The sequence below is a fragment of the Lysobacter olei genome (genome assembly GCF_054777355.1).
Window position 1 is genome coordinate 144,508 of record NZ_BAAHAT010000004.1, and the last position, 17,660, is coordinate 162,167.

15 protein-coding genes are annotated in these 17,660 nt (G+C 67.6%); 5 read left to right on the forward strand and 10 right to left on the reverse strand.

Annotated elements, in window-relative coordinates:
- Positions 1-6: 6 nt before the first annotated feature.
- The 10 genes from bamA to rpsB all read right to left on the reverse strand — a co-directional run bounded on the left by bamA (position 7) and on the right by rpsB (position 11,273).
- The gene (gene bamA, locus ACYVBS_RS07275) at positions 7-2,526 is read right to left on the reverse strand and encodes an outer membrane protein assembly factor BamA (protein WP_460822770.1); all 2,520 of its coding nucleotides are present in this window, start codon (positions 2,524-2,526) and stop codon (positions 7-9) included.
- Positions 2,527-2,584: 58 nt separating this feature from the next.
- A complete protein-coding gene (gene rseP / locus ACYVBS_RS07280) occupies positions 2,585-3,946 on the reverse strand; it encodes an RIP metalloprotease RseP (protein ID WP_460822772.1) in 1,362 nt (453 codons plus the stop codon).
- Between the two features lie 51 nt (positions 3,947-3,997).
- Positions 3,998-5,176 (reverse strand): 1-deoxy-D-xylulose-5-phosphate reductoisomerase, encoded by a 1,179-nt coding sequence (locus ACYVBS_RS07285; protein WP_460822774.1) that lies wholly within the window; start codon positions 5,174-5,176, stop codon positions 3,998-4,000.
- 2 nt (positions 5,177-5,178) lie between these two features.
- Positions 5,179-6,015: a phosphatidate cytidylyltransferase gene (locus tag ACYVBS_RS07290; RefSeq protein WP_460822775.1), complete on the reverse strand. Its 837-nt coding sequence runs from the start codon at positions 6,013-6,015 to the stop codon at positions 5,179-5,181.
- A complete protein-coding gene (gene uppS, locus ACYVBS_RS07295) occupies positions 6,015-6,785 on the reverse strand; it encodes a polyprenyl diphosphate synthase (protein ID WP_460822776.1) in 771 nt (256 codons plus the stop codon). The genes ACYVBS_RS07290 and uppS overlap by 1 nt, the downstream gene beginning before the upstream one ends.
- Before the next feature lie 19 nt (positions 6,786-6,804).
- Positions 6,805-7,362, reverse strand: coding sequence for a ribosome recycling factor (frr, locus tag ACYVBS_RS07300; RefSeq protein ID WP_460822777.1), 558 nt, complete (start codon positions 7,360-7,362; stop codon positions 6,805-6,807).
- A gap of 152 nt (positions 7,363-7,514) precedes the next feature.
- Complete coding sequence (locus ACYVBS_RS07305) at positions 7,515-8,474, reverse strand: cation diffusion facilitator family transporter (RefSeq protein WP_460822779.1); 960 nt, start codon at positions 8,472-8,474, stop codon at positions 7,515-7,517.
- Between the two features lie 22 nt (positions 8,475-8,496).
- Positions 8,497-9,231: a UMP kinase gene (pyrH, locus tag ACYVBS_RS07310; protein ID WP_460822780.1), complete on the reverse strand. Its 735-nt coding sequence runs from the start codon at positions 9,229-9,231 to the stop codon at positions 8,497-8,499.
- A 186-nt stretch (positions 9,232-9,417) separates the two neighbouring features.
- A complete protein-coding gene (tsf, locus tag ACYVBS_RS07315; protein ID WP_460822781.1) occupies positions 9,418-10,296 on the reverse strand; it encodes a translation elongation factor Ts in 879 nt (292 codons plus the stop codon).
- 173 nt (positions 10,297-10,469) lie between these two features.
- On the reverse strand, positions 10,470-11,273 hold the full coding sequence (gene rpsB, locus ACYVBS_RS07320; RefSeq protein ID WP_460822783.1) for a 30S ribosomal protein S2: 804 nt from the start codon (positions 11,271-11,273) through the stop codon (positions 10,470-10,472).
- Between the two features lie 502 nt (positions 11,274-11,775).
- Between rpsB and map the strand changes: the two genes are divergently transcribed.
- From map to dapE, 5 genes are all read left to right on the forward strand, one after another.
- On the forward strand, positions 11,776-12,552 hold the full coding sequence (gene map / locus ACYVBS_RS07325) for a type I methionyl aminopeptidase (RefSeq protein ID WP_460822784.1): 777 nt from the start codon (positions 11,776-11,778) through the stop codon (positions 12,550-12,552).
- Positions 12,549-15,200 (forward strand): [protein-PII] uridylyltransferase, encoded by a 2,652-nt coding sequence (gene glnD, locus ACYVBS_RS07330; RefSeq protein ID WP_460822785.1) that lies wholly within the window; start codon positions 12,549-12,551, stop codon positions 15,198-15,200. Before map ends, glnD begins: the two co-directional genes overlap by 4 nt.
- Positions 15,197-16,093: a 2,3,4,5-tetrahydropyridine-2,6-dicarboxylate N-succinyltransferase gene (gene dapD, locus ACYVBS_RS07335; protein WP_460822787.1), complete on the forward strand. Its 897-nt coding sequence runs from the start codon at positions 15,197-15,199 to the stop codon at positions 16,091-16,093. Before glnD ends, dapD begins: the two co-directional genes overlap by 4 nt.
- A 5-nt stretch (positions 16,094-16,098) precedes the next feature.
- Positions 16,099-16,458, forward strand: a complete 360-nt coding sequence (locus tag ACYVBS_RS07340) for a Spx/MgsR family RNA polymerase-binding regulatory protein (protein ID WP_460822788.1) — start codon at positions 16,099-16,101, stop codon at positions 16,456-16,458.
- 68 nt (positions 16,459-16,526) lie between these two features.
- Positions 16,527-17,645, forward strand: a complete 1,119-nt coding sequence (dapE, locus tag ACYVBS_RS07345; protein ID WP_460823012.1) for a succinyl-diaminopimelate desuccinylase — start codon at positions 16,527-16,529, stop codon at positions 17,643-17,645.
- The last annotated feature ends 15 nt before the right edge of the window (positions 17,646-17,660 follow it).

The window sequence follows — 17,660 nt, forward strand, 5'->3', positions numbered from 1 at the left end:
ACGTCGTCAGAAGTTGCCGCCGAAGGTGAACTGGAGGCGCTCCAGCTCGTCGTCGTCTTCCTTGCGGATCGGCATGGCGTAGCTGATCGAGATCGGGCCCATCGGCGAGCGCCACATCAGCGCCACGCCCGAGGAGGCGCGCAACTCGCCGGCGTCGAACGCGTCCAGGTCGCGGAACACGTTGCCGAAGTCCACGAACGCCGAGACGCGTGCGGCCGGCGTGTCGAGCAGGGTGGGGAAGAACATTTCCACCGAACCCACCGTCTTCAGCGAACCGCCGATCGGCTGCGTGTAATTGCTGCCGGCGAACGGCGCCTCACGCGGACCCAGGGTGTTGTCACGGAAGCCGCGCACCGAGCGCGTGCCGCCCGCGTAGAAGTTCTCGAAGAACGGCAGGCCATCGGCCGTGACCGTCTTCAGGTAGTCCGCCGACGTACCCGGGATGCACGGATCGCTGGGCGGCGGCGGAGGCGGCGAAGCCACCGGCGGCGTCGTCGGGTCATTGTCATGATCAACCGGCCCCGCCTGCGGGGTGTAGCAGATGTCACGGACGAAGGCGTCGCCGTAGCTATCGCCGTAACCCAGTTCCGCGCGGGTGTTGAGCACCAGGTGGCGCGACAGCGGCCAGAACTTGGAGACGTTGTAGTTGATCTTGAAGTACTCGACCGTCGAACCCGGCAGCGTGGCTTCCAGCCACACGCGCTGGGACATGCCGGCGGTCGGCGTCAGGCCGTGGTTGAGCGAGTTGCGGCCCCAGCCGATCTCGCCACGCCAGGCGTGGAACGTGCGCTGACCGACCGCATTGATGTAGTCGATGATGCTCGGCGGGGTGGCGCCGGCGAACGTCAGCACCTCGTTGCTGTCGACGCCGAACAGCGCCGTGATCGTGTCGGTTTCCGAGATCGGAATGCCGAGCACCGTCTGCGCCGCACCACTGGTGGTCGAGAACTGGGCCGTGTTGAAGTCGGAGCTGTTGTACTCCTTCCACCACAGGTTGTAGCCCAGCGACATGCCGTTGTCGGTGAAGTACGGGTTGATGTACGAGAAGTCGTAGCGCTGCAGGTAGTCATTGCGCTGCGCGTTCACCGACATGCGGTTGCCGCTGCCGAGGAAGTTGTTCTGCGACAACTGGATCGAGGTGGTCAGGCCGGTCAGCTGGGAGTAGCCCAGGCCGAACATGAAGCTGCCCGACTGGGTCTCCTTGACGTTGACCACGACGTCGACCTGGTCGTTGGTGCCGGCCACCGGCTGCGATTCCACGTCGACCGTCTCGAAGTAGCCCAGGCCCTGCAGGCGGATCTTGGAGCGGTCGATCGCGGCCTGCGAATACCAGCTGCCCTCGAACTGGCGCATCTCGCGGCGCAGCACTTCGTCGCTGGTGCGCGAGTTGCCCTTGAACACGACGTTGCGAACGTTGACGCGCGGCCCCGGCACCACCTGCATGTTGATGGCGACGGTCTTGTCCTCGCGGTTCACGTCGGGGATCGGGTTGACCTGCGCGAACGCATAGCCCACGTTGCCCAGCGACGCGACGATCGCATCCGAACTGATCTCCAGCAGGCGACGGGAGAAGATCTGGTCCTTCTGCACCAGGACCATCTTTTCCACCTGGTCCTTCGGCAGCACGGTGTCGCCCGTCACCTGCACGCCCGAGACCTTGTACTGGTCACCTTCGGTGATGCCGGCGCTGATGAACATGTCGCGGCGGTCGGGGCTGATCGACACCTGGGTGGAGTCGATCGACACATCCACGTAGCCGCGGTCGAGGTAATAGTTGTTGAGCTTCTCGAGATCGCCCGAGAGCTTCTCGCGCGAATACTGGTCGTCGCGGCGGTACCAGCTCAGCCAGTTGTGCTCGCGCGACTCCCAGGTGTCGAGAATCTGCTCGTCGGCGAATTTTTCATTGCCCACGAGGTTGATGTGGCGGATCTTCGCGGCCTTGCCTTCCTTGACGTTGATGGTCAGGTCGACGCGGTTGCGGTCCAGGCGGGTCACCGTCGGGGTGATCTCGACGTTGTACTTGCCGCGGTTGTTGTACTGCCGGGTCAGTTCCTGGGTCACGCGGTCCAGCGCCAGGCGGTCGAAGGTGCCGCCCTCGGTCAGGCCGATGTCATTGAGACCCTTGGTCAGGTCCTCGGTCTTGATGTCCTTGTTGCCGGTCAGCGTCAGCTTGTTGATGGCCGGGCGCTCGGTGACGGTCACCACCAGGATGTCGCCCTGGCGGCCGACGGCCACGTCCTCGAAAAAGCCGGTCTTGTACAGCGCGCGGATGGCGTCGCCGATCCGCGCGGAGTCGACCGTGTCGCCACGCTCGATCGGCAGGTAGGTGAACACGGTGCCCGCGGCGATGCGCTGGAGCCCGTCCACGCGGATATCGGTGACGGTGAAGCTGCCGGCCGTCGGAGCGTCTGGCCGCGCGCCGCCCAGCGAGAACGGGGTTCCGGACTGGGCCAAAGCTGGCACGGCGGGCGCCATGGCAGCAGCAAGGGCGAGGGCAAGCAGGCGGCGATTGGGGGTGCGCGTCATCATCACGTCCGGTTGGGGGCGTTGCCGTTCAGGAACAGGGCAGGCGGGCTGGTCAGCATCAGCGGACCAGGTTGTTCAGGATGTCGTTGTAAAACGCCAGCCCCATCAGGCCGGCGATGAGCGCCAGTCCGATGTACTGGCCGACCGCCATGGTGCGATCGCTCACCGGGCTGCCCTTGACCAGCTCGATAAGGTAATACAGCAGGTGACCGCCGTCCAAGACGGGGATCGGCAGCAAGTTCAGGATGCCCAGGCTCAGCGACAGCATCGCGAGCATGGACAGGAACCACGCCGCGCCGTGATGGGCATACGCATTGGCGGCCCGCGCGATCGTGATCGGCCCGGCCACGGTGTTCTCCACCGAGACCCGCCCGGTGAATGCGCGGCCGATCATCGCGAACAGTTCGCGGGCCTGGTGCGCCGTCTCGCGGAAGGCGGCCGGCACGGCGGCCAGGGGGCCGTGCTGGAGCAGGGCGTCCTTGGCCGGTTCGGCGGGGCGGGCGGCGGCGACGCCCAGCGCCCAGTAGGGCTCGCCCGAGGCCGGCGTGACCCGGCGGGGCGTCAGTTCCAGTGCCAGTCGTTCGTCGCCGCGACGCACCTCGACCATGGCCGGACCGCCGCGCTCGCCGAGCTGCTGCACCATCGGGCCGATGTCGGCCCAATCGTTGACCGGGGTGCCATCGATGGCGGTGATGCGGTCGTCTTCCGCAAGCACGCCCCAGGCCGGCATGTCCTGCGCAATGCTGCCCACTACCGGCGGAACCAGCAGGTGCCGGGGCAGGAGCCCCATGGCGTCGACCGCGCGGCGCTCGTCGAAGGCCTGCGGCAGGCGGGACAGGGGCAGGGTGCGCGTGCGCTCCGCGCCCTCGGCGGTACGGACGCGGACGGTGACATCGGCGTGGTCCAGCGCCGCCGGGATCAGCGCCAGCTGCGCTTCGCTCCAGGTGGGCGTCTCACGGTCTCCGACCGCCAGCAGGGTGTCGCCACGCTGCAGTCCGGCCTGTGCCGCGATGCCTTCGGCCTGGCCCACCACCGGCGCGTAATCCGGGCGTCCGATCACGAACATCAGCCAGAACAGCGCGACGCAGAGCAGCAGGTTGGCGACCGGGCCCGCGGCAACGATCGCGATGCGCTTCCACACATTCTGCCGGTTGAACGCCTGCCCGGCTTCCGCGGGGGCGACGTCCCCCTCACGCTCGTCAAGCATTTTCACGTAACCGCCCAGCGGGATCGCGGCCACGGCGTATTCGGTGCCGTCGTCACCCCGGCGCAGCCACAGCGGCTTGCCGAACCCCACCGAGAAGCGCAGCACCTTCACGCCGGCGCGGCGCGCCACCCAGTAGTGGCCAAACTCATGGAACGTGACCAGCACGCCGAGGCTGACGATCAGCCACCAGACGGATCCGACGAACTCAGACATCGCATGCCTCCGTTCGGCACGGTGCGATCAGGGCGGTGGCGCGGTTCGGCTTCATGCGTGGGTGGCCAGGCGGGAAATCGACTGCTCGGCGAGGTGCCGCGCCTGTCGGTCGGCCTCGCGCAGCGCCTCGAGCGAAGCGGCAGCCGTGGCGGGAAGCGCCGACAAGGTCTCTTCGACCAGCGCCGGTATCGCAAGGAAACCCATTCGCCCCTGAAGAAAGGCTGAAACCGCCACCTCGTTGGCCGCATTGAGGATGGCCGGCGCCGTGCCTCCGGTCGCCAGCGACTCAAAGGCCAGGCGCAGGCAGGGAAACGCGTCCAAGTCAGGCGCTTCGAAATCCAGGCGGCCGCCCTGGGCCAGCAGGTCCAGGCCGGAGACACCGGAGCTGATCCGCTCGGGCCAGCCGAAGCCCACCGCCAGCGCCGTGCGCATGTCCGGGAGCCCAAGCTGTGCCAGCGTCGAGCCGTCGACGAACTCCACCAGCGAGTGCACCAGGCTCTGGGGGTGCACCCAGACACCGATACGGTCGCCATCCACGCCGAACAGGTGGTGGGCCTCGATGACCTCCAACCCCTTGTTCATCAGCGTGGCCGAGTCGACCGAAATCTTCGGACCCATCGACCATTTGGGGTGCGCGACTGCCTGCGCCGGTGTCACCGATGCAAGCTCTTCGCGGCGACGGCCCCGGAACGGTCCGCCGGAAGCGGTCAGGACGATGCGGCGAAGCCCGGCATGCGCGTGCGCGTCGGGCAGGCACTGGAAAATCGCGTTGTGCTCGCTGTCCACCGGCACGATGGTGGCGCCCGCCGTGTGCGCGGCCTGCATCAGCAGCTCGCCCGCCAGTACCAGCGACTCCTTGTTGGCCAGCAGGATGCGCTTGCCCGCGTGGGCGGCGGCCAGCGTCGAAGGCAGGCCGGCCGCGCCGACGATCGCGGCCACCACGGTGTCGCAGGCGTCGGATGCGACGAGCGAGTCGAGCACGTCATCGCCGGCATGCGCCTGGGTGGCAAGTCCCGCCGCGCGCAGGCCGGCCTGCAGGGCCGGCAGCCCCGCGTGGTCCGCGATCACGGCATGCATGGGGCGGTGCGCGGCGCAGAGCGCGACGAGTGCCTCGACATTGCGCCCGGCAGCGAGCACGGAGGCGCGCAGCCGGTCCGGATGGCGCGCGATCACGTCCAGCGCCGATGCGCCGATCGATCCCGTGGCTCCGAGGACGGCGACGTTGCGCATGCTCAGAAGCCCAGCAGGGCCTTGCCCAACGCAAACACGGGCAGCGCGGCGATCACGCCGTCCACCCGGTCGAGGATGCCGCCATGGCCCGGGATCAGGTGGCTGGAGTCCTTGGCGCCCACATGGCGCTTGAGCAGGCTTTCGAACAGGTCGCCGATCACCGAGAACAGCGCGGCGACGATGGCGACGAGCGCCACGGCGGGCAGCTGTCCAAGGCTCGCGCCCGCCAGCAGGGCGAAACCGATGCCAGCCAGCAGGCCGCAGACCAGTCCGCCCACCAGGCCTTCGACGGTCTTGTTGGGGCTGATGCGGGGGGCGAGCTTGCGCTTGCCGAACTTGCGGCCGACAAAATACGCGCCCGAGTCGGCGGCCCAGACGATGGCGAGTGCGGTCAGCAACCACCGGTGGCCATTGGGCTCGCCGGCATGGATCCATACCAGCGCGCACCAGGCAGGAATCATCGCCAGCGCCGCGGCCGCCAGTTTGAACACCCGGGCATAAGTTTCGTGGTTGCTGGCGAACTCATAGCGGCCCAGCCATGCCAGCGCCAGCAGCCACCAGATCACGCCAATCACCGAGGCAAGCTGGTACAGGGCCAGTGTGGTGCCGGCACTGGTGCGCGAGGCCCAGACGATCGCCGCGATCATCATCACGTGCGCGACCAGCAGCACGGTGCGCGCCAGCGTGTCCTCGATTTCGGCCAGGTCGAACCATTCCCACAGGCCGGCCAGGAAGATCACGGCCGACAGTGCGGCCACCCAGGGCGTGGGCAGCAACAGGATCGCGGCGATGGCGGCGGGGGCCATCACCAGGGCGGCAAGCAGACGGGTTTGGGTCATCAGGAAGTCTCGTTTTGCCGACCGGCGACCTGTGCGCCGGTCAGCCCGAAACGGCGCTCGCGGTTCGCATAGTCGTCCAGCGCCTGCTGCAGGACGGTGGCGTTCATGTCAGGCCACAGCGTATCGGTGAACCACAGCTCGGTATAGGCCAGCTGCCACAGCAGGAAGTTGCTGATGCGCAGGTCGCCGCCAGTGCGGATGAAGAGGTCGGGTGCGGGCAGGTCGGACAGCGCGATGCGCGCGCCCATGGCGGCCTCGTCGATGTCCTCCGGGCGCAGCCGGCCGTCGGCCACGTCCCGCGCCAGTGCGCGTGCGGCCTCGGTGATATCCCAGCGGCCGCCGTAGCTGGCGGCGATGCTCAGGTGCAGCGCGGAGTTGGCCTCGGTCAGGGCCTCGGCGGCGTGCATCCGCGCACGGATGGCCTCGTTGAAGCGTTCGCGTTCGCCAATGAAGCGCACGCGCACGCCGCGGCGGTGCAGTTCCTGCACTTCGCTTTCCAGCGCGTTGAGGAACAGCTTCATCAGGGCGCCGACTTCGTCCTCCGGCCGGCCCCAGTTCTCACTGGAGAAGGCGAACAGGGTCAGCGCCTGGACGCCACGGGCCAGGCAGAAGTCGATGCACGCATTGACCGCCCTCGCGCCGGCGCGGTGGCCGATCATGCGCGGGCGGCGACGGCGTTCGGCCCAGCGGCCGTTGCCGTCCATGATGATGGCAAGGTGGCGCGGGACGCGGCCGGCGTTCGTTGCGGGTGGCGTGGTGTCGGAGCTCATGCGAGACGGTACAGACCCGTCAGACCGCCATGAGTTCCTGTTCCTTGGCCTTGATCACCTCGTCCACGTCCTTGATGGCGCTGTCGGTGATCTTCTGGATCTCGTCCTCGGCGCGACGCACGTCGTCCTCGGTCACCAGCTTCTCCTTGAGCAGCTCCTTGACCTGGTGGTTGGCGTCGCGGCGGATGTTGCGGATGGCGACCTTGGCATCCTCGCCATTGGAGTGCACGACCTTGGTCAGGTCCTTGCGACGCTCCTCGGTGAGCGGCGGCAGGTTGATGCGAATGACCGTACCGGCGGTGGTCGGGGTCAGGCCCAGGTCGGAGTTGATGATCGCCTTTTCCACGGCGGCCACCATCTGCTTCTCCCACGGGGTGATGACCAGCGAGCGGGCATCGCTGACGGTGACCGAGGCGACCTGGGTCAGCGGCATGTCCGAACCGTAGTAGTTGACCTTCAGGTGGTCGACAATGGCGGGGGATGCGCGGCCCGTGCGCAGCTTGGTCAGGTCGTGGCGGAAGGCTTCCACGCTCTTGGCCATGCGGGTCTGGGCGTCTTTCTTGATGTCGTTGAGCATCGCCGGCTCCGATCCTGTAGCGGTAATCGCGGGATTATAGAGGGAGCAGGGGGGTTACGGGCCATGAAGGCGGCGATCGCGGGATCCGTGGCGGCGGCCATTGGCATGACCCCGAGGCCCGCTGCGGCGAGGAATGGTCGCTCCCGGCCGATTCAATGGTCGTGGGAGTGAGTGTGCCCGTGCCCGTGCCCGTGGTGCCCGTGCGGCGCCCGTTCGTGCTGGTCGTGCTCGCAGGCCTGCCCGTGTTCGACCTGCAACGTGGGGTGGTTGATGCCAAAGCGCTCATCAAGCGCATGGTTGAGCGCGTCGATGAAGCTGTCGTGGTGTTCGTCGTAGGGGCGCACGAGGTGGGCGGTCATGGCGACTTCGCCCGCGCCCAGCGACCAGATATGCACATGGTGCACCGCGATCACCCCGGGCTGCTCCTGCAGGAAAGCGGTGACCGCGTCCTGGTTGATGGCCTTGGGGACGGCGTCCATTGCCGCGTCAAAGCTTTCGCGCAGCAGCAGGAAGGCGCTGACGGCCACCACCAGGCCCACCAGCAGCGCAATGGCGGGATCCAGCCAGGCCCAGCCAAGCCACCATATGCCCAGGCCGGCGAGCACGGCCGCCAGGGAGACCGCGGCGTCGGCGATCAGATGCAGGAAGGCGCCGCGCCGGTTCAGGTCGTGGGCGTGGCCGTCCCGCACGAGCCAGGCGGCCCCGAGGTTGACGGCGATGCCGATGGAGGCCACGACCATGACCGGGACGCCCGGCACGTCGGGCGGGGCGGTGAAGCGGCGGATCGCCTCCCAGGCCAGCGCGCCGGAAAACCCGACCAACAGCGTGGCGTTCGCCAGTGGTGAGAGCAGGGTGGCGCGGCGCCAGCCGTAGGTATGGCGGCCGCTAGGCGGGCGCCGGGCAATGACGGCGGCGCCCCACGCCAACCCCAGCCCCAGCACATCGCCGAAGTTGTGCAGCGCATCCGACAGCAATGCCAGCGAATTGGTGGCGAAGCCGTAGCCGGCTTCCAGCATCGTGTACAGCAGGTTGATCAGCGTGACCGCGGCGAAAGCGCGGGTGCCGTCATGCCCGTGGCCGTGACCGTCATTGCCGTGGTGGTGGAGCGACATGGGCGGCCTGGGGCGCGTCGCGTCAGGCCTGCGTGCCGTTGCGGCCCCGCACCAGCGTACCGATGCTCTCGCCACGCAGGATCCGCAGCAGCACGCCCGGCTGGCTCATGTCGAAGATGCGCAGTGGCAGATCACTGTCGCGACATAGGGCGAAGGCGGCGGTGTCCATCACCTGCAGGTCGCGGGCGATGACCTCGTCGTAGGTCAGCTGGTCGTAGCGGACCGCATCGGCATGCTTCTTCGGGTCCTTGTCGTACACGCCGTCGACCTTGGTGGCCTTGAGCAGCAGGTCGGCGCCGATTTCGACGGCGCGCAGGGCCGCGCCGGAGTCGGTGGTGAAGAACGGGGCGCCCACGCCTGCGGCGAAGATCACCAGCCGGCCCTTCTCCAGGTGGCGGATGGCGCGGCGGCGGATGTAGTCCTCGCACACGTCGTTGATCTTGATGGCGCTCATCACCCGGGCCTTGCCGCCGAGCTTTTCCAGCGCATCCTGCATGGCGAGCGCGTTGATGACCGTGGCCAGCATGCCCATCTGGTCGCCGGTGACCCGGTCCATGCCGCCGGCGGCCAGGCCTGCGCCGCGGAAAATGTTGCCGCCGCCGATGACCAGGGCCACCTCGGCGCCGGCTTCGCGGGCCTCCATCACCTCGCGGGCCAGCCGGCTGATGACCTTGGGGTCGATGCCATAGTCCTCGTCGCCCATCAGCGCCTCGCCGGAAAGTTTCAGGAGGACGCGGCGGTAGGCGAGTTCGGACATGGGGAGACTCTGGCAGTGGCGTGGGCGGATGGAATTGTAACTGACGCGCCCCGCGCTCGTGGGCGGTGGTCGCATCGCAGGGGTGGGATGCCGCCCGCCGGGCTCTGGTGCGTCTGGCAGGCCCCAAAAAAGAAAGGTCGCGCAGAGCGCGACCTTTCGGTACTGCGACGTCGTGACGCGGCAGGATCAGACCTGCATCGCCTTCGCCACTTCGGCAGCGTAGTCTTCCACGACCTTCTCGATGCCTTCGCCGACCACCAGGCGCTGGAAGCCGATGACTTCGGCGCCGGCGGCCTTCACGGCCTGCTCGACGGTCTGGTCGCCGTTCAGCACGTACGGCTGGCCGTACAGGGTGACTTCGTTGACGATCTTGTTGATCTTGCCGCTGATGATCTTCTCGAGGATGTCAGCCGGCTTGGCCTTGTCCTTGTCGCTCATCTTGGCCAGCTCGATTTCCTTTTCCTTCTCGACGAAGGCGGTCGGAACGTCGGCGGCCTTGACGTACGGCGGGTTCATCGCCGCGACGTGCATGGCGATGCCACGGGCCAGGTCGGCATCGCCGCCCTTCAGCTCGACCAGCACGCCGATCTTGCCGCCGTGCACGTAGGCCGCGACATTGTTGTCGGTGTTGACCACGGCCAGGCGACGGACCTGGATGTTCTCGCCGAGCTTGGAGATGGCGGCGGCGCGGGCTTCCTCGACGGTCTCGCCGGAGGCGACCTTGGCGGCCTTCACGGCTTCGGCATCGGCGGCGCCAGCGGCCAGGGCGGCCTGGGCGACGGCGTTGGTGAAGGCGATGAAGTTCTCGTCCTTCGCGACGAAGTCGGTCTCGGAGTTGATCTCGACCAGCACGGCCTTGCCGCCGTCCTGGGCGACCGCGATGCGGCCTTCAGCGGCCACGCGGTCAGCCTTCTTGTCGGCCTTGGCCAGGCCCGACTTGCGCAGCCACTCGGCGGAGGCGTCGATGTCGCCGTTGTTCTCGGTCAGGGCCTTCTTGCACTCCATCATGCCGGCGCCAGTGCGCTCGCGGAGTTCCTTGACCAGGGAGGCGGTGATTTCTGCCATGGGGATTTACCTCGATGTGTGGCCGGGCCGGGCGCAGCGGGCAGGCTGCGTGGGGCCGGAAGGGGCGGGGCACAGGCTCCCCGCTGCGTCCGGACCGGCGAAAGTGGGCGGTGGCGCGCGGCCACCGCGGTGAACGCCGCCGGCCAATGTGGCGCGGCGGCGTTACAACACGCTTACTCGGCCGAGTCGGCCTTGGCCTTCTTGGCCGGAGCGCGACGGGCCTTCGGGGCCTCGCCAGCTTCCTCACCCTCGGCGGCAGCGGCGAACTCTTCCTCGCGCACGCCGGCCTGCGGAGCGGCAGCCTTGCCTTCCAGCACGGCGTCGGCGGCGGCGCGGGCGTACAGCTGCACGGCGCGGATGGCGTCGTCGTTGCCCGGGATCGCGTAGTCAACCAGCTCCGGGTTGTAGTTGGTGTCGACGACGGCGATGACCGGGATGCCGAGCTTCTTGGCTTCCTTGATCGCGATGTCTTCGTGGCCGATGTCGATCACGAAGATGGCGTCGGGCAGGCGGTTCATGTCCTTGATGCCGCCCAGCGAGGCTTCCAGCTTGTCGCGCTCGCGGCGCAGGCCCAGCACTTCGTGCTTGACCAGCTTCTGGAAGGTGCCGTCGGTTTCAGCGGCTTCCAGCTCCTTCAGGCGGGCGACCGACTGCTTCACGGTGCGGAAGTTGGTCAGGGTGCCGCCCAGCCAGCGCTGGTTCATGAACGGCATGCCGCAGCGCTCAGCCTCTTCCTTGATGGCATCACGCGCCGAGCGCTTGGTGCCCAGGAACAGGATCATGCCGCGCTTCTGGGCGACGCCCGAGATGAAGTTCATCGCGTCGTTGAACAGCGGAACGGTCTTCTCGAGGTTGATGATGTGGATCTTGCCGCGGGCGCCGAAGATGTACGGACCCATCTTCGGGTTCCAGTAACGGGTCTGGTGGCCGAAGTGGACGCCGGCTTCCAGCATCTGGCGCATGGTGATCTGGGGCATTGCTTGAAACTCCAGGCAGTGGAACCCGGCCGCGGGAATGTGGGCGGCCTGCCCGCGCACGGGGCGGGGCGAGGGTTCCGGGGTTGGGCCTCCCTGTCGCTTCCGTCTCCGAACCCCTTGATCCATAAGGACTTGAGGGCACCCCGGGACGGGCTGTGGCGGCAGGTGTGTATTCGCCTGGGAAGGGGTGGGATCCCATCACTGACGCCCGGCGTGGGCGGTATGCGGCCGGACAACCCGGACACATAGCCGCGGAAGTTTAGCCCGGACACCCCTTCAGGGCAACTTGGGGCGTTGGGGCTGGTGGCGAGGGAGTGGGCGATGGGCTTGGGGTTGTGGAAAAGCGGGCCAGGGATGGCCCGCGGCCCGACTCGCGGCAGGATGCCGCGATGGAGGGCTGGAACAACCCCAAGCCCATCGCCCGCTCCCGTCCGGCAGCGCCAAGCGCACTTACCCCAGCAACCAACAGGCAGCCCCGTTGCGGATCAGGGATAATGTGCAAATGGCAATCACCCTCAAGACCCCCGAAGAAATCGAGAAGATGCGCATCGCCGGCCGCCTGGCCGCCGAAGTGCTGCAGATCGTCGCCCCGCACGTGAAGCCGGGCGTGACCACCGAGGAGCTGGACCGCATCTGCCACGACCACATCGTGAAGGTGCAGCAGGCCATCCCGGCCAACGTCGGTTACAAGGGCTTCCCGAAGACCGTCTGCACCTCGGTCAACAACGTCATCTGCCACGGCATTCCCAGCCCCGGCAAGGTGTTGAAGGAAGGCGACATCGTCAATATCGATGTCACCGTCATCAAGGACGGCTGGCACGGCGACACCAGCCGCATGTACTACGTGGGCACGCCCTCGGTCATGGCCAAGCGCCTGGTCGAAGTGACCCGCGAGGCGATGTTCCGCGGCATCCGCATGGTCAAGCCGGGCGTGACGCTGGGTGACATCGGCGCGGCCATCCAGGAGTACGCCGAGGCCGAGCGCTTCAGCGTGGTGCGCGAGTACTGCGGCCATGGCATCGGCCGGGTCTACCACGAGGACCCACAGGTCCTGCATTACGGCCGCCCGGGCGAGGGCGTGGTGCTCAAGCCGGGCATGACCTTCACCATCGAGCCGATGATCAACGAGGGCGCGCGCCACACCCGTCTGTTGCCGGATGGCTGGACCGTGGTGACCAAGGACCGCAAGTTGTCGGCGCAATGGGAGCACACCGTGGCGGTGACCGAGGACGGCGTGGAGATCCTGACCCGCCTGCCGGGCGACGACAACGACCTATGAGTGCCGAGGGCGCCGACGAGGCCCCCGCACCGGCGCCGACGGCCGGCCTTTCGCAGTTCGCCTCGCCGTTGGATGACGCGACGTGGGCGGCCGAGGCGCGTACCGCGGTGGCGCAATTGGATGCCACGTTGGCGGCTTCGTTCAAGGCCGAGTGCGACATTGACCGCCTGTTGAAGGCGCGAACCGCCGGCGTGGACGCGCAGGTGGTCGCCGCCTGGCAGCGCTGTGTCGGCGCGGGCGAAGGCCTGGCGTTGTTCGCCGTGGGCGGTTATGGCCGCGGCGAGCTGTTCCCCCAATCGGACATCGACCTGCTGGTGTTGGCTGAACCGGAGGCGCAGGCCGCGCACGCGGATGCCCTGGCGCGCTTCGTCGCGCTGCTGTGGGATGCGGGGCTGCAGGCGGGGCATGCCGTGCGTTCGGCGCTTCAGTGCACCGAAGCCGCGGCCGACCTGACGGTGATGACGGCGCTGCTGGAGTCCAGGCCGCTGATGGCGGACGAAGCGGCAGCGCGCGCCCTGCAGCACGCCGTGAACCCTGCGGCGGTTTGGCCTGCGCGGGAATTCTTCGCCGCCAAGCGCGAGGAACTGCGCCTGCGCCATGCGCGTTATGGCGATACCGCCGACAACCTGGAGCCCAACCTGAAGGAAGGCCCCGGTGGCCTGCGTGACGTGCATACCCTGCGCTGGATGGCCTTGCGTATCCTCGGCACGGGCGACATGGAATCCTTGGTCGCGATCGGCCTGCTGGGTGCCGACGAGGTGGGGACGATTCGCCGGGAACGGCAGGCGCTGTCGCGATTGCGTTGGGGCCTGCACCTGGTCGCAGGCAAGCGCGAGGAGCGGCTGCGCTTTGACTACCAGAAGCTGCTCGCCGCGCGATTGGGGCACGAGGACAGCGCGGGCAACCTCGGCGTCGAGCAGATGATGCAGGGCTTCTACCGCAGTGCCGCGCTGGTACTGCGGATCGGCGAACGCCTGTTGCAGCGGTTCGAGGAGCAGCTCGAGGGCGAGGCCGTTCCCGAACCCATCGATGACCTGTTCGAATTGCGTCGCGGCTATCTAGCGGCCCGTGACCCGGTCTGGCCGCGCACGCCCGACGCGATGTTCGCGTTGTTCGCGGTGTGGGCGCAGCGCGCCGACGTTCGCGGACTGCATTCGCGCACGGCGCGGGCGCTGGCGGAAACCCTGCCAATGGTGCCGCCGTACGACGAGGCGACGCCAACGCTGCGCAACCGGTTCCTTCAGTTGCTTCGCGGCGCCAAGCCGGTCGACACGCTTTCGCGCATGGCCCGACTGGGCGTGTTGGGGCGCTGGATTCCAGCGTTCTCCAACGTGTCCGGGCGCATGCAGTTCGACCTGTTCCACGTCTACACGGTGGATCAGCACACGCTGGCGGTGTTGAAGAACCTGGCATCGTTCGCGTCAGGCATTCCGGACGAACGATTCGTACTGGCGCATGAAGTCTGGCCGCGCCTGCACAAGCCAGAGTTGCTGCTGCTGGCCGGCTTGTTCCACGACATTGCCAAGGGGCGCGGCGGGGACCATTCAGAGCTGGGTGCGGTGGATGCCCGGGCATTCTGCGAGACGATGGGCCTCTCGGAAGGCGCCACGGCACTGGTGGAGTGGCTGGTGCGGCAGCATCTGCTGATGTCCGTCACCGCGCAGAAGCAGGACATTGCCGACCCAGACGTGATCCATCGGTTTGCCAGCAAGGTCGCGGATCGAGAGCGACTCGACCACCTGTACTTGCTGACGTGCGCTGACATTGCCGGCACCTCGCCCAAGTTGTGGAACGCGTGGAAAGATCGATTGCTGGCCGACCTGTACACCGCCACGCGCCTGGCCCTGCGCCGAGGTCTGGAGAATCCGGTGGCCGCGGCCGAGCGCAGCGACGAGACGCGCGCGGGCGCCCGGGCCATGCTGGGCGCCTTTGGTGCCAGCGACGAGGACGTGGAGGCGTTGTTCGCGCGCATGCCCGAGGTGGGCTTCCAACGCGGGCGCCCCGACCAGATCGCCTGGCAGGCGGCCTCGCTGCGTGGGGTGGCGGTGGGCGACACGCGCGTGCGCGTGCGTCCGGTGTCGGCGCATGCAGGCGCGCTGGAAGTGTTCGTGCATTCACCGGACCGGGATGGACTGTTCGCGGCCATCGTGGCGACGCTTGACCGTTGTGGGCTCGCGATCCAACAGGCTCGCGTGCTGGATGGCCCGCACCGCACGATTTTCGACAGCTTCGAAGTCGTGCCGGCCGACCCGCGGAGCACGCCGTCGGCCGAGGACATCGAGCGTCGGTTGGCAGACGCATTGGCGGGGCCATTGCAGTCCATCCGTCCGGCCCGTCGTGCGCAGCCGCGCCACCTGCGCCACTTCCGCATCGCCCCCCAGGTCGCCTTCAACACGATCGACGCCAACGGCAGGCCACGCACGGTGCTCAGCCTGGTGTGCAACGACCGGCCCGGGCTGCTGGCCGACGTGGCCTGCGCACTGCGCGACCAAGGGCTGCGCGTTCACGATGCCCGCATTGCCACCTTCGGCGAACGCGCCGAGGACGTATTCCAGATTACCGACGGGCGCGACCTGCCGCTCGACGACCACCAGCAGCAGGCGCTCCGTGAAGCGCTGCTGGCCTGCCTAGATGGAGAGAACCGATGAGCCCTGCCAAGAAGACCGTTCGCAAGTCCACCCGCAAGAAGGCCGTGCCCAAGGGGCCGGGGGTGGAGGAGCTGAAGTTCATGGTCGACAGCGCCTGGGAACGCCGCACCATGCTGACCCTGGACGAGATCGACGGCTCGCTGCGCCCGGCCGTGGAGAGCGTGGTCAGCGGGCTTGAAGACGGCCAGTTCCGCGTGGCCGAGCCTGATGGCAACGGTGGCTGGAAGGTCAACGAGTGGCTGAAGAAGGCGGTGCTGCTGTACTTCCGCGTCAACGAGATGCAGGTGGTGGACGCCCAGCCTGCGCCGTTCTGGGACAAGGTGCCCGCGCGCTTCGCTGGCTACGGCGAGAATGATTTCCGCAAGCTCGGCGCGCGCGTGGTGCCGGGCGCGATTGCCCGCCGGGGTGCCTACATCGGCAAGGACGTCGTGCTGATGCCCAGCTTCGTCAATATCGGCGCCCATGTAGGCGAGGGCACCATGGTCGACACCTGGGCCACGGTGGGTTCCTGCGCGCAGGTGGGCAAGCACTGCCATCTCTCGGGCGGTGCCGGCATTGGTGGCGTGCTCGAGCCCCTGCAGGCGACACCGACGATCATCGAAGACCACTGCTTCATCGGCGCGCGTTCGGAGGTCGTCGAAGGCGTGGTCGTGGGCCACCACAGCGTGATCGGCATGGGCGTGTTCCTTGGCCAGAGCACCCGCATCTACAACCGCATGACTGGCGAAGTCAGCTACGGCTACGTGCCGCCGTACAGTGTCGTGGTATCGGGCCAGCTCCCGGCGAAGGACGGCACGCATTCGTTGTATTGCGCGGTGATCGTGAAGCAGGTCGATGCCAAGACCATTGGAAAGACCAGCATCAATGAGTTGCTCCGCGGCCTGGCGGACTGAGCGGCATGACCACCCTTTACGGCTTGAAGAACTGCGATACCTGCCGCAAGGCCATGAAGTGGCTGGAACGGTTTGGCGTGGCGCACCGCTTCGTTGACTACCGGGACGAGCATCAGGCGCCGGAAACGCTACTGGCCTGGAAAGACCAGCTTGGCGGTTGGGACGCCATGATCAACAAGTCGTCCACGACGTGGCGCACGTTGCCGGAGAACCGCAAGTCACCGGGATCCGACGCGGAGTGGAAGCTGCTGTTGAAGGAGTACCCGCAGCTGATCCGGCGTCCGGTGGTGGTCACCGCGGACGGGATGGTCACGCAGGGCTTCAGCGACAACGGTTTCAAGAAGCGATTCGGCGTGGACGCGTGAGCAACGCGGAGAGGGAGGGCAGCGTGACGCACGACTGCACGCGCGACGAGGGCATGGGCGCCGAGACGATGGCGCTGACCCGCGAGTTGATCAGCCGGTCTTCGGTCACGCCCGAGGATGCGGGCTGCCAAGTATTGCTGGCACAGCGCCTGAAACACGCGGGCTTCGATTGCGAGCATCTGCCATTTGGTGAGGTGGACAACCTCTGGGCGGTGCACGGCACCGACGGCCCCACCCTGGTGCTGCTTGGCCACACGGACGTGGTGCCGCCGGGGCCTCGCGACGCGTGGGCCAGCGATCCCTTCGTGCCCGAGATTCGCGATGGCGTGCTGTACGGTCGCGGCGCGGCGGACATGAAGGGCAGCGTCGCGGCGTTCGTGGTCGCGGCCGAGCGATTTGCGCGCGAGCATCCGACGCACCCGGGGCGCATCGCCGTGCTCTTGACCTCGGACGAGGAGGGCGACGCGATCGACGGCGTGCGTAAGGTTGCCGACGTCTTCCGCACCCGCGGGGAGCGCATCGATTGGTGTGTTACCGGTGAACCGTCCTCAAAGGCGGTGCTGGGCGATCTGCTGCGCGTCGGACGCCGTGGCAGCCTTTCCGCCACGTTGACCGTGCGAGGTGTGCAGGGACACGTCGCGTACCCGGAAAAGGCGCGCAATCCCATTCACCTGGCCTTGCCCGCGCTGGCCGCGTTGACCGCGCGACGCTGGGACGAGGGGTATGAGACGTTTCCACCGACCAGCCTGCAGGTGAGCAACATCCATGCAGGCACCGGTGCGAACAATGTCATTCCAGGCGAGCTGCAGGTGCTGTTCAACCTGCGGTACAACCCGAGCTGGACGGCGGCACAGCTGGAGCGTGAATGCGAAGCGGTGTTGCAGGCGCATGGGTTGGATTATTCGGTGCACTGGCATCGCAGTGGCGAGCCCTTCTACACGCCCGAAGGCGCGTTGCGCGCCAACGCCCGCGAGGTGTTGGCGGCCTTCGCTGGTAGTACGCCGGAAGAGAGCACCGGCGGCGGGACCTCGGATGCACGCTTCATCGCGCCGCTGGGCGCGCAGTGCATCGAAATTGGGCCGGTCAACGCCAGCATCCACAAGGTCGACGAGCATGTCCGGGTGGCGGACCTGGAGGCGCTGCCCGCGCTGTACCTCGCGCTGATCAAACGAATGCTGATCGCCTGAATCGGGGCACGGTGT

Excerpts from the sequence above, each read along its gene's own strand:
- ACYVBS_RS07305 (WP_460822779.1), bottom strand. The coding sequence starts at position 8,474 with ATGTCGCTCCACCACCACGGCAATGACGGTCACGGCCACGGGCATGAC.
- rseP (WP_460822772.1), bottom strand. The coding sequence starts at position 3,946 with ATGTCTGAGTTCGTCGGATCCGTCTGGTGGCTGATCGTCAGCCTCGGC.
- uppS (WP_460822776.1), bottom strand. The coding sequence starts at position 6,785 with ATGAGCTCCGACACCACGCCACCCGCAACGAACGCCGGCCGCGTCCCG.
- dapE (WP_460823012.1), top strand. The coding sequence starts at position 16,527 with ATGGCGCTGACCCGCGAGTTGATCAGCCGGTCTTCGGTCACGCCCGAG.
- bamA (WP_460822770.1), bottom strand. The coding sequence starts at position 2,526 with ATGACGCGCACCCCCAATCGCCGCCTGCTTGCCCTCGCCCTTGCTGCT.
- ACYVBS_RS07285 (WP_460822774.1), bottom strand. The coding sequence starts at position 5,176 with ATGCGCAACGTCGCCGTCCTCGGAGCCACGGGATCGATCGGCGCATCG.
- pyrH (WP_460822780.1), bottom strand. The coding sequence starts at position 9,231 with ATGTCCGAACTCGCCTACCGCCGCGTCCTCCTGAAACTTTCCGGCGAG.
- rpsB (WP_460822783.1), bottom strand. The coding sequence starts at position 11,273 with ATGCCCCAGATCACCATGCGCCAGATGCTGGAAGCCGGCGTCCACTTC.
- frr (WP_460822777.1), bottom strand. The coding sequence starts at position 7,362 with ATGCTCAACGACATCAAGAAAGACGCCCAGACCCGCATGGCCAAGAGC.
- ACYVBS_RS07340 (WP_460822788.1), top strand. The coding sequence starts at position 16,099 with ATGACCACCCTTTACGGCTTGAAGAACTGCGATACCTGCCGCAAGGCC.
- ACYVBS_RS07290 (WP_460822775.1), bottom strand. The coding sequence starts at position 6,015 with ATGACCCAAACCCGTCTGCTTGCCGCCCTGGTGATGGCCCCCGCCGCC.
- glnD (WP_460822785.1), top strand. The coding sequence starts at position 12,549 with ATGAGTGCCGAGGGCGCCGACGAGGCCCCCGCACCGGCGCCGACGGCC.
- map (WP_460822784.1), top strand. The coding sequence starts at position 11,776 with ATGGCAATCACCCTCAAGACCCCCGAAGAAATCGAGAAGATGCGCATC.
- tsf (WP_460822781.1), bottom strand. The coding sequence starts at position 10,296 with ATGGCAGAAATCACCGCCTCCCTGGTCAAGGAACTCCGCGAGCGCACT.
- dapD (WP_460822787.1), top strand. The coding sequence starts at position 15,197 with ATGAGCCCTGCCAAGAAGACCGTTCGCAAGTCCACCCGCAAGAAGGCC.